General features: G+C 51.2%; 14 protein-coding genes. 12 read left to right on the top strand and 2 right to left on the bottom strand.

What is annotated here, in order from left to right:
• Positions 1-8 precede the first annotated feature (8 nt).
• From LK536_RS45475 to LK536_RS45455, 5 genes are all read left to right on the top strand, one after another.
• The gene (locus LK536_RS45475; RefSeq protein WP_025485563.1) at positions 9-1,607 is read left to right on the top strand and encodes an AbgT family transporter; all 1,599 of its coding nucleotides are present in this window, start codon (positions 9-11) and stop codon (positions 1,605-1,607) included.
• A gap of 14 nt (positions 1,608-1,621) precedes the next feature.
• A complete protein-coding gene (locus LK536_RS45470; protein WP_506092170.1) occupies positions 1,622-1,786 on the top strand; it encodes a hypothetical protein in 165 nt (54 codons plus the stop codon).
• 22 nt (positions 1,787-1,808) lie between these two features.
• Entirely contained in the window at positions 1,809-2,600 is a 792-nt protein-coding gene (locus LK536_RS45465) for an SDR family NAD(P)-dependent oxidoreductase (RefSeq protein ID WP_227795804.1), read from the top strand.
• Positions 2,601-2,808: 208 nt separating this feature from the next.
• Positions 2,809-4,524: a M28 family peptidase gene (locus LK536_RS45460; RefSeq protein WP_227795803.1), complete on the top strand. Its 1,716-nt coding sequence runs from the start codon at positions 2,809-2,811 to the stop codon at positions 4,522-4,524.
• 19 nt (positions 4,525-4,543) lie between these two features.
• On the top strand, positions 4,544-5,578 hold the full coding sequence (locus LK536_RS45455; protein ID WP_227795802.1) for a ketopantoate reductase family protein: 1,035 nt from the start codon (positions 4,544-4,546) through the stop codon (positions 5,576-5,578).
• Between the two features lie 64 nt (positions 5,579-5,642).
• Here the strand turns inward: LK536_RS45455 and LK536_RS45450 are convergent, their stop codons facing one another.
• Positions 5,643-5,972: a helix-turn-helix domain-containing protein gene (locus LK536_RS45450; RefSeq protein ID WP_008719793.1), complete on the bottom strand. Its 330-nt coding sequence runs from the start codon at positions 5,970-5,972 to the stop codon at positions 5,643-5,645.
• Positions 5,973-6,103: 131 nt separating this feature from the next.
• On the opposite strand from LK536_RS45450, the gene LK536_RS45445 reads away from it, so the two are divergent.
• Positions 6,104-6,379 (top strand): helix-turn-helix domain-containing protein, encoded by a 276-nt coding sequence (locus tag LK536_RS45445; RefSeq protein ID WP_227795801.1) that lies wholly within the window; start codon positions 6,104-6,106, stop codon positions 6,377-6,379.
• A gap of 40 nt (positions 6,380-6,419) precedes the next feature.
• On the opposite strand, the gene LK536_RS45440 is transcribed toward LK536_RS45445, so the two are convergent.
• Positions 6,420-6,791: a helix-turn-helix domain-containing protein gene (locus tag LK536_RS45440; protein ID WP_120055265.1), complete on the bottom strand. Its 372-nt coding sequence runs from the start codon at positions 6,789-6,791 to the stop codon at positions 6,420-6,422.
• 132 nt (positions 6,792-6,923) lie between these two features.
• Here LK536_RS45440 and LK536_RS45435 point away from each other — a divergent pair, with 132 nt between their 5' ends.
• The 6 genes from LK536_RS45435 (at position 6,924) to LK536_RS45410 (ending at position 12,425) form a co-directional block, all read left to right on the top strand.
• The gene (locus LK536_RS45435) at positions 6,924-7,100 is read left to right on the top strand and encodes a hypothetical protein (protein WP_157045617.1); all 177 of its coding nucleotides are present in this window, start codon (positions 6,924-6,926) and stop codon (positions 7,098-7,100) included.
• Between the two features lie 66 nt (positions 7,101-7,166).
• The gene (locus LK536_RS45430; RefSeq protein WP_227795800.1) at positions 7,167-8,318 is read left to right on the top strand and encodes a TRAP transporter substrate-binding protein; all 1,152 of its coding nucleotides are present in this window, start codon (positions 7,167-7,169) and stop codon (positions 8,316-8,318) included.
• 58 nt (positions 8,319-8,376) lie between these two features.
• The gene (locus tag LK536_RS45425; RefSeq protein WP_025485573.1) at positions 8,377-8,898 is read left to right on the top strand and encodes a TRAP transporter small permease; all 522 of its coding nucleotides are present in this window, start codon (positions 8,377-8,379) and stop codon (positions 8,896-8,898) included.
• On the top strand, positions 8,891-10,195 hold the full coding sequence (locus tag LK536_RS45420) for a TRAP transporter large permease (RefSeq protein WP_025485575.1): 1,305 nt from the start codon (positions 8,891-8,893) through the stop codon (positions 10,193-10,195). Before LK536_RS45425 ends, LK536_RS45420 begins: the two co-directional genes overlap by 8 nt.
• A 287-nt stretch (positions 10,196-10,482) precedes the next feature.
• Positions 10,483-11,514, top strand: a complete 1,032-nt coding sequence (locus LK536_RS45415) for a uroporphyrinogen decarboxylase family protein (RefSeq protein ID WP_008719777.1) — start codon at positions 10,483-10,485, stop codon at positions 11,512-11,514.
• A gap of 167 nt (positions 11,515-11,681) precedes the next feature.
• Entirely contained in the window at positions 11,682-12,425 is a 744-nt protein-coding gene (locus LK536_RS45410; protein ID WP_008719776.1) for a GntR family transcriptional regulator, read from the top strand.
• Positions 12,426-13,498 lie beyond the last annotated feature (1,073 nt).

The raw sequence follows: 13,498 nt of genomic DNA, 5'->3' as shown, positions 1-13,498 counted from the left end.
GGATGTAAATGAGTAAAGATGATGGAGGGGCAGTAAGAAGAAACTGGCTGGAGCGCTCCATGGGCGCGGTTGAGAAGGTGGGGAACCTGCTGCCCCATCCCTTCTGGCTGTTTGCCAGCCTGGCTCTGGTCACCGTGGTCCTCAGCGCCGTCCTGTACGGGATGGGCTGGTCTGCTTCTTATGAGAATGTGGTGGATGGGGCCATACAGGTTACGTCGGCCCAGGTCACCAACCTGATGACCTTTGATACCCTGGCCTATTACCTTACCAACTTTATCAGCATTTTCGTCAATTATTATCCGCTGGGCATGCTGATATTCATGACGGTGGCTGTTGGTTATGCTGAAAAACTGGGCCTGTTTGACGCCCTGATGCGCAAGGCGGTAATCGGCGCGCCGATTATGATAGTGTTCATTACCATTGCCTTTGTAGGCGTTAATTCCAGTATTGGCTTTGGGGCGGGTGTGGTGTTTACCATGGTCATCGCAGCGGCTGTCTTTAAGTCATTGGGACTGCATCCATGGATTGGCATCATCATGGGCTATGCGGCAGCTAACGGCGGTTACACGGCCTGTCTCATGATTGCGGCCACAGACACCACGCTGGCCGGGATATCGGCCCAGATTGTGGAGGCCAACCACATTGTGGACGCCAGCGGCGCCCTTGCGCCCACCCATGCGGCAATCAACTATTACTATGTGGCGGCAGCTACATTTATCATTACAGCGGCCTGTGTCCTGGTCACTAAGTATGTGACGGTACCCCACCTTAACCGCCAGCACCCGGAGCTGGTCCTTAAGAAGGATGCAGGTGAGCTGGAGAAGATGAGGGTGACAAAGGAGGAGGGGAGAGGGCTTAAGTATGCGGGCTGGGCGGCCTTGGCGTATCTGGCCCTGATCGTCATTGCATGTATCCCTAAGTCGTCATTCATGCGGAGCGCGGACGGAACCCTGATTCCTAATTCCCCGTTCCTGAACATGATCATCCCCCTTCTGTTCTTTTTCTTCATGACAGTGGGAACTGCTTATGGAGTGGGGGTTAAGGCAATCAGGCAGTGGAAGGATATCCCCATCCTGATGGAGAAGTGTCTGGACATGGCGGCTTCCTTCATGATTGTCTGTCTGACAGCCTGCATCTTTGTGGACCTGTTTTCCCGCAGCGGGATTGCCACGGTGCTGGCGGCCAAGGGGGCAAGCCTGTTAATCCGGCTGAATATGGGGAATGTGGGGCTGTTCATACTGATTATCCTGCTCTCCTGTTTCTGCAACCTGTTCATCACCAGCAACAGCGGCAAGTGGGTCATGCTGGCACCCTTCCTGGTGCCTATGCTGGCCATGCTGGATATCAGCCCGGCCATGACCCAGATCCTGTACCGTATCGGCGATTCCTGTTTTAACATCCTTTCGCCGGTGGAGCTGAATGTACCCATTGCCCTGGGACTGCTGGAGTCATATAAGGTGAGCCAGGAGGACAAGGTGGGCATCGGTACCCTTATTTCCATGGAAATCCCCTATGCCCTTGCATATCTGCTGGTGTTCTTCCTTCTGGTACTGGTTTTCTATTTCCTGAATCTGCCCCTTGGACCGGGGGCCGGTATTTTCCTGTGATGACAGGGGACTGATTGGTCAGGGGATTGTGCGGACAGGAATCTGCGCTGGAGGGGGAACTGTGTGGACGGGGAACTGTGTGGACGGGGAACTGTCTCAATGAGGAACCACATGGGCAGGTGTACTGTATGGAAGGCAGGCGGCATATGTGGGACGATGGTTTTGGCAGCATGCTTTAGATAAACAGAGAGGAGAAGGAATATGATATCCATGGATTTAACCAATCAGGTGGCAATGGTCACAGGCGCAGGCGGAGGTATAGGAAGGGCGCTGAGCCTGGACCTGGCGGGACTGGGAGCGGACATGGTCCTGACATGCAGGACTTCCAGGACGCAATGTGAGGAACTGGCCCGTGAGATTGAGGGCATGGGCAGGCGGGTGTGCATACTTCAGGGGGATATCTCAAGTTCACAGGACTGCGCCCGCATGGCGGAGGAGGCGCAGGCATTTTACGGAGGCCCGGTGGGAATCCTGGTGAATAACGCGGGGTATTTCTATGATGTGTCGCCGCTGATACGCATGAGCGATGAGCAGATTAACCACACAATCGATGTTAATTTAAAAGGGACCATGTACATGTCCAGGGAAATCTGCCGCCGTCTGACTGACGCGGGCCTGCCGGGCCGGGTGGTCAACATCACCTCCGGGGCTGCCCATTCCGGCAGGGTGGATTTCAGTAATTACTGCGCCAGTAAGGCCGGCATACTGGGTCTTACAAGGGCAATGGCCCTGGAACTGGCCCCAGCCCATATTAATGTGAACTCAGTGTCCGTAGGATATGTGGAGGTGGGACGCTGGGAAGGCGATGCGGGTAAGGATGCGGTCCGGGCCAATATCATCCCGCGCATCCTTCTGCGGCGGCCTGGGAGTCCCAGGGATATCTCGCGTATGGTATGTTTTCTTGTGAGCGGGTGTGGGGACTGGATTACCGGAAGCGACTTCATCATTGACGGAGGCGAATCCTGCGGCCGGGTGCCATATGAGGACGGATAAACGAAAGACGCTGTGAAGAGATGACACTGTATAGGGATGGAACTGTATAGGAATTGCATTGCATTAGGAATGACTCAATGTAGGGATGGCGCTCTATAGGAATTGCATTGCATAGGAATGGCTCAATGTAGGAAAGGCGCTGTATTGAAAGGGCATTGCGTGCAGGGAACACTGTGTAAGGGACGCCGGATAAAAAGGAGTGCGGCAGATGACAAAAAAGGAATTTGAACATGTATTCCTGGAGGAGATAAGCGCCTCCAGGCTCATGGAACATGCAGGATATATTACCAGCCAGGACAGGGAGTCAGGAAGTCCGGGAGAGAAGAGGGCGGCCGAATATTTCCGTCAGGTCATGGAGGACCTGGGGCTGGATGTGGAAATACACTATGTGGAGAATTATATCAGCCTTCCCGTATCAGCCAGCCTGACGCTGGGCAGCGGCAGGGCGCTTAAGTCCTGTATTACTCACAGTTATGGGGCATCCACGGGATGCGGCGGCCTGGAGGGGGAAGCCGTGTATGTCCGGGATGGACAGGATATTAAGGGGAAGATAGCAGTGATGGAAGGCCTTGCTTCGGCAGTTCCCTGCAAGGCCCTGGAGGACAGGGGAGCCGTGGGCATTATCTGCATCACGGGCGGGGCTTACCCGTACAACATGTCCATCAGTCCCATATGGGGACAGCCGGTCCCATCCACCCTGGACCTTCTGTCCAGGATACCGGTGGTGACAATCAATGCAGAGGATGGCAGTCAGCTGCTGGAATGCCTTGAAAAAGGGGAATCCAGGGTCAGGATAAGGGCGGAGGTTTCCACCCGGTTCAGGACCGTGCCTGTGTGTACGGCAGAACTTAAGGCGTTAAGGCCCACGGACCGGTTTGTCATGTTCGGCGGGCATGTGGATTCGTGGCACAAGGGAGGGACGGATAACGGGGGCTCCAATGCGGTGGTGCTGGAGCTGGCCCGGGTATTCAGCAGACATACGGACAGGATGAACACCAACATCCGGTTTGTCTGGTGGAGCGGCCACAGCAACGGCCGGTACAGCGGCAGCAACTGGTATGCGGACACGTACTGGGAGGACATCCACGACCATGGGGTAATGAACTTTGACATCGATACCGTTGGTACAAAAGGATCCGTGGATTTCTCCCATATCGAGTGCAACCGGCAGTGTTACGCCCTGGGACGCCAGGTGGTCAGGGAGAGGACCGGTCAGGACCCGGATTATATGCGCATCCAGCGCAATGGCGACCAGTCCTTCTGGGGCCACGGCCTTCCCACCCTGTTTGAATGCCTGTCACTGCAGCCTTCCGAAGGACAGGGCCAGGGGACGTTCATGCCGGGCCTTCCCTGGTACTGGCATACCACCCAGGATGTATTCGGACAGCTGGGGGAGGAGGAACTGCGCAGGGACGCGCAGATTTTCGCCCTGGCCATCAGCAGGGCCGTTATGTCCAACGTGTATCCCTTTGCCTATGAGGGACTGGCGGATGAGATGCTGGGGAATCTAAAACAGTATCAGAAGGAGGCTGCCGGGACCTTTGACTTAACAGGAATCATGGAAATGGTACGGCATCTGAAAGAAAAATTCCGGCTTTTGGATGAGCATATCATCCGCCTGAACCAGCTGGACGGGATGGATGAAGCCCTATGCAGGGAAGCGGAGAGGGTGAACCGGCTGTGTATGGATTTAAACAGGATACTCATTCCCGTGCATTACTGTAAAAACGGGGATTTATTCCAGGTGGACCTGGCTGTTCCCATTCCGGCCTTCCCTGAATTTGACCAGATTCCAGAGCTGGCCTCCATGGATAAGGAACAGGATGGGTTTAAGTTCCTGGAGCGTCAGCTGATCCGTGAGCGCAACCGGGTCCATTACTTTTTGAGACAGGCCCTTCTGCGGATGGAAGCAGACGGCCGGTAAACCAAATGGGAGGAAGCAGATGAAATATACACTGATAGGGGCCGGAGGGATTGGCGCTTCCATGGGGGCCTGGCTGTCCAGGGCGGGAACGGATATCCTGTATGTGGATGCGGTTTCGGAACATGTCCGTGCCATGAATGAGCGGGGCCTGACAATCCGGGATCCTGTAAACGGGGATTTCACGGTCCCGGTAAAGGCTGCGCTTATCGATGGGTTAAATGAACCTCTGGAGGCGGTGTTCCTGGCTACAAAGACGCAGCATACAAGAGCCGCCATGGAACGGATAGCCCCGCTGTTAAAGGACAACGGTTATGTGGTCAGCCTGCAGAACGGCATCAACGAATATGTGATTGCGGAATACGTGGGGGAACAAAGGGTCATAGGCGCATTTGTCAACTGGGCTGCGGATTATATTGAGCCTGGTGTCATACAGTTTGGAGGCCACAGCAATTTTGTGATTGGAGAGCTGGATGGCAAGGTGACCGGACGTCTGATGCATCTGCAGGAACTGTGCAGTTCCTTCCAACAAGTGGAGATAAGCAGTCAGATCATGCGCCAACTTTGGAGCAAGCAGGTCAATATATGCGCCATGTTTGCCACCGGCATAACCCACCTGCTGATTCCGGGCGGAATGGAGTACCAACCGGCCCAGGAAACCATTGCCTGTATCGCCCTGGAAGCCATGCAGGTACCAAAAGCCCTGAACATAGAACTGATATCCTTTGATGATTTCCGCCCGGACCTGTACCGTCAGGGCAGGTACAGGGAAGCCCTGAAGGTGACAGCGGACCACTACCGTCCCATGGTGAAGAACTATACCGGCTTATACCGGGACCTGGCGGTGCGCAGGCGCAAAAGCGAGATTGACGGTACAGTAGGGATTGTGGTTCAGATGGGTGAACGCCTGGGTCTTGACCTTCCGCTTAACAGGAGGCTGGTATCCATGGTGAAGGAGATAGAGGAAGGCAGACGTATGATCTGCACGGAGAACCTCCTGGAATTGAAAGCTGAGTATGGGAAAATATATCCGGAGGGATTGAAGCAGTTGTTGTGACATGGAAGATTCAAGGCAGAGGGGACGTGGCTTTAGAGGCTGCGCCCCCTGCTTTTTATTTTATCTACCTCAAATCTTCCTTCATTGCGCGTATGACGTCCATCACGAATGTACATTCATTTTCAGATAATCCATCCATGCATTCGTTCAGCCGGGATACATAGACACTGCTTACAGAATCTGAGTAACGGACGCGTTCCTCCCTGCCGGCCAGGGTGTCCAGGGATATGTCCAGGGCATCGGCCATCTGGATGGCATTGCCGATGGTGGGACTTTTCTTGCCATTGATATACTCGGACATAAGGGATGTCTGGATGTGGGCCAGGCGGCACAGGTCTGCCTGTTTCATGTTTTTTTCAATCAATAACCGTTTCAGGCTTTCATTAAATTCCATATTCTTACCTCCAGAACGATATTAACATTTGAGAGCAGAAGCGTCAATCTTTTATTGACAAACTATCTAAAGCGAGTATAATAAAGCTATGTAACTCACAAAAGTTAGATGATTGAGGAAGGTGGGACCACATGATTTATCCGAATATCCGTATTGAGATGGAACGGGGTGGCTATACGGTCCATCAGATGGCAGCCATCCTGGGACTTCCTTTAAGCGCGTTGGTTTATAAGCTCCATGGAAAGTGTGAATTCACCCTTTATGAGATTGAGTGCCTGGCGGATCTTTTTGACTGTTCCCTGGACTATCTGGTAGGCCACAGGAGGAAGGGGGTTAAGCAGGTCCGTTATGGGGGGATGATTACAATGGAACCATTTGTCAGACAAAAAGAACGGGGCATACCCTGAACCCATGCTGGTTCCGGATTCCCCCCTTCGTTTGGGAAATTCAAGATTTTGTTTTTTTATCGGCTGTTTTCTGCGGCTCTATTTTTTCATATAAGGAATGGATGATGCTTTTCACCAATTCCCTGTCTTTATCATTTAACAGGCTGTATTGTCTTGCCAACTGCTTGACGTCTTCTTCCACGTCCAGGGAGCTGACGGTATCCAGAAATACCGGTTCCCTGCCATCTGTCAGCCATTCCGGGTTTACATTGTATTCCCGGCAGATATCTTTCAGTGTGCGGTCAGTGATGTTCCTTAAGCCCTTTTCCATATTGGTTATGGCTCCGCCGGTCATGTTGATGGATGCGCCAAAAGCACGGGTGGTGAGCCCTAATTGTGTGCGCAGGTACTTTAATCGTTCATGGATATCCACAGTTACACCTCCATGAATGAATTATAGTGCATTTTGTTTTCAAAGTAAACACAAAACCAGGAAAACTATTGACTTTGATTTCAAAGAATGCTAATATGATTTCATTGAAAACAAAAGAAGGGAGGGGTGCTGATGGGAAGTGAAAAAAGAGAGGATGTGAGGGAAATAGCTGTCAAGCTTGGGGCGATTTATATACAGTCTCCAGCTGACTACTACTATCTGAAAGGCTGGATACACTGTCTTATGAAAAAGGAGGGGAAAGCTGATTTAAAGCACCTTTGCAAGCATCCGGCAGGGCGTCCGGCCTAAGTGTTAAGTGGGGTATTTACATTACATATCTGCAAAAACAACATGATTTAAGGAGGAGGAGTAAACATGATTCACAGAACAGACACAGGATTTAAGAGAACGGGCCTGAAAAAGAGGTTTGCCGCCATGATCCTGGCGGCGGCAGTGGCATCGTCCCTGGCAGCCTGCGGTTCCAGTCCAAGCGGGGCCAAACCATCCGATGCCGGAACCACCGCCAAATCCGGTGAGGCAGCCACGGAACCGGCAGGGGATGCGGCAAAGCAGGAGGAGACAACCGGTTCCCAGTACGCAGAGGGACAGTTCCATCTGAGGATTGCCACCGTGGTTACCGGAGACCATGCATGGGTACAGATGGGAGAGTATATGGCGGAACAGTTAAAGGAGCGTTCCGGCGGGGCCATAGAAGCCACTGTTTTCCCGGGCGGACAGCTGGGGAATGACGAGGGGACCATTGATGATATGCGCACGGGGGCGTTGGATATCGTCATTGGATCCACTCAGAACGCAGCTCCATTTGTAAGCCAGTTCCAGATCCTGTCCCTGGCATACCTGTTTCCCAACCGCGATGTATTCGAGGGACTGTTGGACCAGGATGGCCAGCTGTTCCAATATATCCAGGGCCTGTATGATTCCAACGGGCTTGGCCTGGTACTGCTGGGCTTAAGCAACGGCGGACAGAGGGACCTGCATACCAACAAGCCCATTGAGTCGGTGGCTGATCTGAAGAACATTAAGATGAGGACCACATCCTCGGCAACGGAAGCCCTGGTATGGCAGGCGCTTGGGACCATACCCACGGCCATGAGTTTTAATGACATCTATTCCGCGGTCCAGAGCAATACCGTTGCGGCATTTGAGTGCACACTGGCTGCATTTGACACCAATGCGCTGTATGAGGTTGCGAATTACCACATCAAGACAGCCCACCAGTTCACGCCTACCCATATCACCATAGGTGAAATCAGCTATAACAGGCTTCCGGAAGAGTTCCAGGACCTTCTCATGGAAGTGGGCAAGGAAGCCGCTGTGCTTGGAAGCCAGATTGCTGATGAAGCGGATGATACCCTTCTGGATTCCCTGGTAGAGGACCATGGACTGATTGTCTGTGAGCCTGACCCCGCCGAGTTTAAGGCGATTGTTGAAGAACTGTATCCTAAGATTGCTTCTGATTGTGACGGACAGGAGCTCCTGGACCTGATTAACGGCCTCATCCAGTAACAAGGGTTGAAGGTTGGTATTTTTAGTACCTATTCGCAATGGGAAAGGAAAATTTCATATGGATACTATTTCAAAGGCTATAAAAACACTGTCGGATGCCATTGAGAAAATATGCGAGGGTATCGGCATACTGTCAGTTGCCGCTTTCGTTGTTGTCATCTCCCTGCAGGTTGTCTGCCGTAATTTCCTGAAAATCTCCATGGTATGGGCCAATGATATCAGCGTGGTGTGTTTTGTGTGGGCTGTATTCCTCGGAAGCGCCATCGCTGTACGCCACCGCGCCCATTATGTGCTGGCCTTTCTGCCGGAACGTTTTGAAAAGTCAAATTGTTTTCTGGATATCGTAGGCGATATCGCCGGTATCATCTTCTTTTATGTGCTGATCCGTTATGGTTACGATTATACCATAATGGGCCTGAAACGTATGTCCACGGCCATTAATATTCCTCAGGCATATTTCTTCATGTGCATCCCCTTATCAGGGTGTTTCATGATGTGGTATACCATTCTTGACATTGTCAGCGATGTTAAGAAAATGGTTTTATTAGTGAACGGCAAAAAGGAGGTTAACAATGGATAACGGTCAACTGCTATTGATTCTGTTGGCAGGCTTTGCTGTCATGGTCATGGTCAAGATACCCATTGCCTATGCCCTGGGCCTGTCATCCCTGGTGGTGATTGTGAAGATGGGGATTCCTATGACCAGCGCCATCAACAGCATGTATAACTCCGTCAATAATTACTCACTGCTTGCAGTCCCGTTGTTCATGCTGCTGGCCCAGCTTATGGATAAAGGCGGTATCACCGACCGGCTGTTTGTTATCTGCGACGCATTCGTGGGCCATATACGGGGCGGCCTGGGCCATGTGAATGTCTTGATCAGCCTGTTGTTCGGACATCTTTCCGGTTCCGCCCAGGCTGATGCCGCAGGCATCGGCGCCATGATTATCCCGGCCATGAGGAAGTCCGGCTATGACAGTGGATTCTCCGTGGCCATCACCGCCTGCTCATCCACCCTTGGCGTCATCATCCCGCCAAGCGTGCTGCTGGTGGTGTACGGCGCCATGAGCGGGGCTTCCATCGGCGCACTTTTCATCGCTGGTTTTGTACCGGGCTTCCTGATTGCCCTTGCCCAGTGCCTGTATACATACTATATGGCAGTGAAACACAATTATCCCAAGGGTGAGAAATACACCTGGGGGCAGAGGGGCAAGGCGCTTAAGTCAGCCCTTCCGGTTATCTTCCTTCCGCTGATTATCCTGGGCGGAACCACCAGCGGTCTGTTTACAGCTACTGAATCAGCAGCAATATCCTGTTTTTATGCGCTGGTCCTGATGTTTGGCGTATACCGCACCTACAAGGTGAAGGATGTCCCGAAAATCCTGTTAAAGACAGCCATGGACTTTTCACTGAGCATGTTTGCGGTGGCGGCTGCGGGAATCACGGGCTGGCTCATCGCCTACCTGAATGCGCCCCAGATGATTGCGGATGCTATTTTAAGCGTCACCAGCTCCTATCTGGGAGTGTACATGCTTCTGGTGCTGTTCCTGCTGTTTATCGGTACCTTCCTGAGTCCGATTACGGCCATCATCATCTTTCTTCCAGTGATTAAACAGCTGGGGGCCGTGGTTAACATCAACGATATCCATCTGGGGCTGATTGTGGTACTTACATTGTCCCTGGGCATGGTTACGCCGCCCTACGGCACCTGTCTGATGATTACCTCTCAGATTGGCGAAATAACCATCCCGCAGGCATTTAAGGGCGTGGCCCCTATCATCGGTGTGACCCTGCTGATTATTTTCCTGGGCATGGTGTTCCCGGATCTGTTCCTGTTCCTGCCAAAGCTACTGGTTCCAACGGCATTTCCGGCGTAGGGCGGGCAGTGCCAGGATGAGGGTATTGAGACAGTAATTCAGACAATATGAAATGGCAGCTATTTTTATGAATGGTAAGATTACCAGTCCTTCGGCTTTTCAGCCGGAGGATTTTTTTGTATATTGCAATATTTACAAAAAAAACTCCCAAACAGGCCGGAAAAAATATAATTGCCCTAAAAAGAAAGCTATGCTATAATGTCGATTATAGCGTGACAGCATGGCTCTTTTTTGGATTTTTGGCAGCTTATCAAACCTAAAACCAAAAATTTGAAGGAGAGTTTATTATGTGGACTAAGAAGGAACGTGTATTAGCGGTACTCAATGGTGAACTGGCAGACCGTCCTCCGGTTTCGGCGTGGCGTCATTTTATCGAGAAAGAACACAGTGGAGTGGGACTTTTTGCCGAAACCATGCTGGATTGGCATAGGACATATGATTGGGATTATGTCAAGCTGCAGCCCAGGGCATCCTATTATGAGGAGGCATGGGGAGGAGAGTTTGATTTTGAAAACTATGAGGGCGTTCTGCCAAAATGCATAAAAGGACCGGTGGGAAGTGCGGAGGATTTGGATAAAATCACGGTACTGCCCGGAAATAAAGGACCCTTTGCAGAACAGATTGAGGCGGTAAAAGCAATCCAGGAAGGGGTTGCGGACGGCGCCCCTATTTTCCAGACCATGATGTGTCCCACCAGTATCCTGCAAAAGCTGTGCGCGGTAAATCCAATCGGGCGTTACCGTGCAGCCAGCCGGGATGATTTAATGGTTACGCTCATGCATGAGCAGCCGGAGCTGGTACACCGTACTTTAAAGAATATAACTGCTACCATGGCAGATTATTCCAGACAGCTGATTCATAATGGTCTGTTTGGGGTGTTTTATGGTGCAACAGGCCTTTCCCGCTCCACCTATCTGACAAAGGAAGAGTGGGAGGAGTTTGTAAAACCATATGATTTGGAGATGATGGATGCCCTGAAACCCTGCAAGATAATGGTACATGCCTGCGGGCTGGATGTGAATCCTGAATATTTTGCCCATTATCCCATCGATATCCTGCACTGGCCGGAGAGTGCAACCGGCAATCCAGCCTTAGACAGTGCACCTCGTTGGCTGGACAGAACCATCACTCCTATGGGAGGCTGTGACGAACGGCTTTTTGGGCAGCATAAGGCGGATGAGATTGGGGCCATGACCAGAAATACGTTAAAGCGTATGAAGGATATTCCATTCATGCTGGCGCCTGACTGTTCGCTGGCCCTGAATACATATGATGATGAGTTAAGGGCATTTATTATGGCGGCACACGAGAAGAATTGATGATACCAGTACGGCTTTGCTTGGGGTCTGCGGTAATCAGTGGCTGATAGCTGTGGATTTAGGGCATGGCTGTACTGGTTTCCGGCTATTCTGTTGATGTGTGCCGGGCCTGGATATGTCCGGGTGTCCGGATAACAGGACAGATAGTGAGAGAGAGGTAGTCGTAGATGTTGAATGAAGATGATATTTCATATGTTCCTAAATATGTTCAGATACAGAATTACATCCTGCAGAAGATAAAGGATGGCGTATTATCGGAGGGTGACAGGATTCCCTCTGAAGCAGAGCTGTCCAAACAGTTTGATGTCAGCCGGATTACAGTCAGCACGGCAATCAAGGAACTTGCCAATGCAAGGGTGGTGGAACGGATTCGGGGAAAAGGGACATATGTCCTGTCATCGGAGGGAAACACCGACAAGAAGTCAATGGCATTTGCCAGCGAGATTAAGATTGCCCCCTTTGAGCAGTCTGTTTACAGACCGCACAAGCTGATTGAACATGGGATTATCCCGGCAGGTCCGGCGTTATGCGAAAAACTTAATCTGGCTCAGGGGTCATATGTTTATAAAATCGTGCGCTGTGTCTGTCTGGAGGGCCAGCCGAACGAACTGGACTACAACTACCTCCCTCTTTCCGTATGCAGCAATCACACCTTTGACAGCGAGGCGCTTGAGAAGATTTTCCTGCATGAATATATCCGGAAATATTTCCATGAAAAGCCCACCCATATCAAGATATATGTGAATACACAGATTACGGAGGATATGGACATAACTTCCCTCCCGGTGGATAAAGAGGATGATCTGTTTACATGGGATAACTTTGTGTATAAGGGAAATGAAGTCCTGGCGCTGACAACCACGGTTTGTGTGGCGCAGGCGAATAAGCCGTTTATTACGTTGGAGTTTTGAGGTGGGATGATGGGGTTTTATAGGCAGGGGTGTGTGCGGGATAGTACGCAACCTCTGCCTGGTTTGTTTTCGGAGTCAGGGGCGGGAGGCGGACGGGATTGATGTTCCGGGTTCCGGGCGTAAGGGATACTAGTACAGCCTTGCGCAAATACCAGTGAATTCAGCACCCGCTATCTACGCCAGGAGCACGCCTGCAAAGCTAGTCGTAGCGCCCACTACGCCGTCGCTTTGCAGACGCACTCCTGACGCAGATATCAGGCACTGACTTCACCGCTATTTGCGCAAGGCTGTACTAGCCGGGAAAGCCGCCGGTGACAGGGCAACCCGCCAACTACCGGGAAATCTTGATGATTTCCCGTCCGTGGGCGGGCTCCGTTCGGACGCTGAACGCCCTCTCTGCGACCCTGTCCCCGCCGCCTTTCCCGGCAAGTATCCCTAACACCCTCCACAGTCACATCAATCCCGTCCGCCTCCCACCCCAGCCTCCTGGCCAGGGTTATGAAGAGGTTGCTGTCTCATCCGGCCACTGCCTCTAAAAAAACATCAACGGGAAGATGAAGGATATCGGTCTGCCTGTTATGCCCTTTTTGTGGTGAGTCTTTTTCTTTTATATATTGTTTTCAACCTTCTATAGTCTGGTATGACGTGTGTTACATTCTATTTTTTCAATATTCATAGCTATGATTTATTGTCTATCATATCCCGGTTTTTTTCATTCAAGGTCAAGACTTATTGGCTGTTGTCTGTTGTGTTCTGCCCATTCAAGGCCAATACTTATAGGCTGTTGTCTGTTGCATTCTGCCCATTCAAGGCCAAGGCTTATTGGCTGTTATCGGTTGAGTTTTGCCCATTCAAGGTCAAGACTTATTGGCTGTTATCGGTTGAGTTTTGCCTGTTCAAGGCCAAGTCATATTGGCTGTTATCGGTTGAGTTTTGCCCATTTAGGGCCAAGGTTTATTGGCTATTATATGTTGTATTGTGACGTTCAAAGTCAAGGTTTATTAACTGTTATCTGTTGTACGTTTGCCATTCAAGGTCAAGGTTTATTGACTGTTATCTGTTGTATTTTGCCA

The organism is Clostridium pacaense (assembly GCF_020709765.2).
Taxonomy (GTDB): Bacteria; Bacillota; Clostridia; order Lachnospirales; family Lachnospiraceae; genus Enterocloster; species Enterocloster hominis.
Note: the sequence above shows the minus strand (reverse complement) of the source record. Positions and strands in the feature narration are given on the sequence as shown.

What these genes read in the sequence shown, in the direction of transcription:
- LK536_RS45430 (WP_227795800.1), top strand. Translation starts at nt 7,167, where the DNA reads ATGATTCACAGAACAGACACAGGATTTAAGAGAACGGGCCTGAAAAAG.
- LK536_RS45420 (WP_025485575.1), top strand. Translation starts at nt 8,891, where the DNA reads ATGGATAACGGTCAACTGCTATTGATTCTGTTGGCAGGCTTTGCTGTC.
- LK536_RS45450 (WP_008719793.1), bottom strand. Translation starts at nt 5,972, where the DNA reads ATGGAATTTAATGAAAGCCTGAAACGGTTATTGATTGAAAAAAACATG.
- LK536_RS45435 (WP_157045617.1), top strand. Translation starts at nt 6,924, where the DNA reads ATGGGAAGTGAAAAAAGAGAGGATGTGAGGGAAATAGCTGTCAAGCTT.
- LK536_RS45415 (WP_008719777.1), top strand. Translation starts at nt 10,483, where the DNA reads ATGTGGACTAAGAAGGAACGTGTATTAGCGGTACTCAATGGTGAACTG.
- LK536_RS45465 (WP_227795804.1), top strand. Translation starts at nt 1,809, where the DNA reads ATGATATCCATGGATTTAACCAATCAGGTGGCAATGGTCACAGGCGCA.
- LK536_RS45425 (WP_025485573.1), top strand. Translation starts at nt 8,377, where the DNA reads ATGGATACTATTTCAAAGGCTATAAAAACACTGTCGGATGCCATTGAG.
- LK536_RS45475 (WP_025485563.1), top strand. Translation starts at nt 9, where the DNA reads ATGAGTAAAGATGATGGAGGGGCAGTAAGAAGAAACTGGCTGGAGCGC.
- LK536_RS45460 (WP_227795803.1), top strand. Translation starts at nt 2,809, where the DNA reads ATGACAAAAAAGGAATTTGAACATGTATTCCTGGAGGAGATAAGCGCC.
- LK536_RS45410 (WP_008719776.1), top strand. Translation starts at nt 11,682, where the DNA reads ATGTTGAATGAAGATGATATTTCATATGTTCCTAAATATGTTCAGATA.
- LK536_RS45455 (WP_227795802.1), top strand. Translation starts at nt 4,544, where the DNA reads ATGAAATATACACTGATAGGGGCCGGAGGGATTGGCGCTTCCATGGGG.
- LK536_RS45445 (WP_227795801.1), top strand. Translation starts at nt 6,104, where the DNA reads ATGATTTATCCGAATATCCGTATTGAGATGGAACGGGGTGGCTATACG.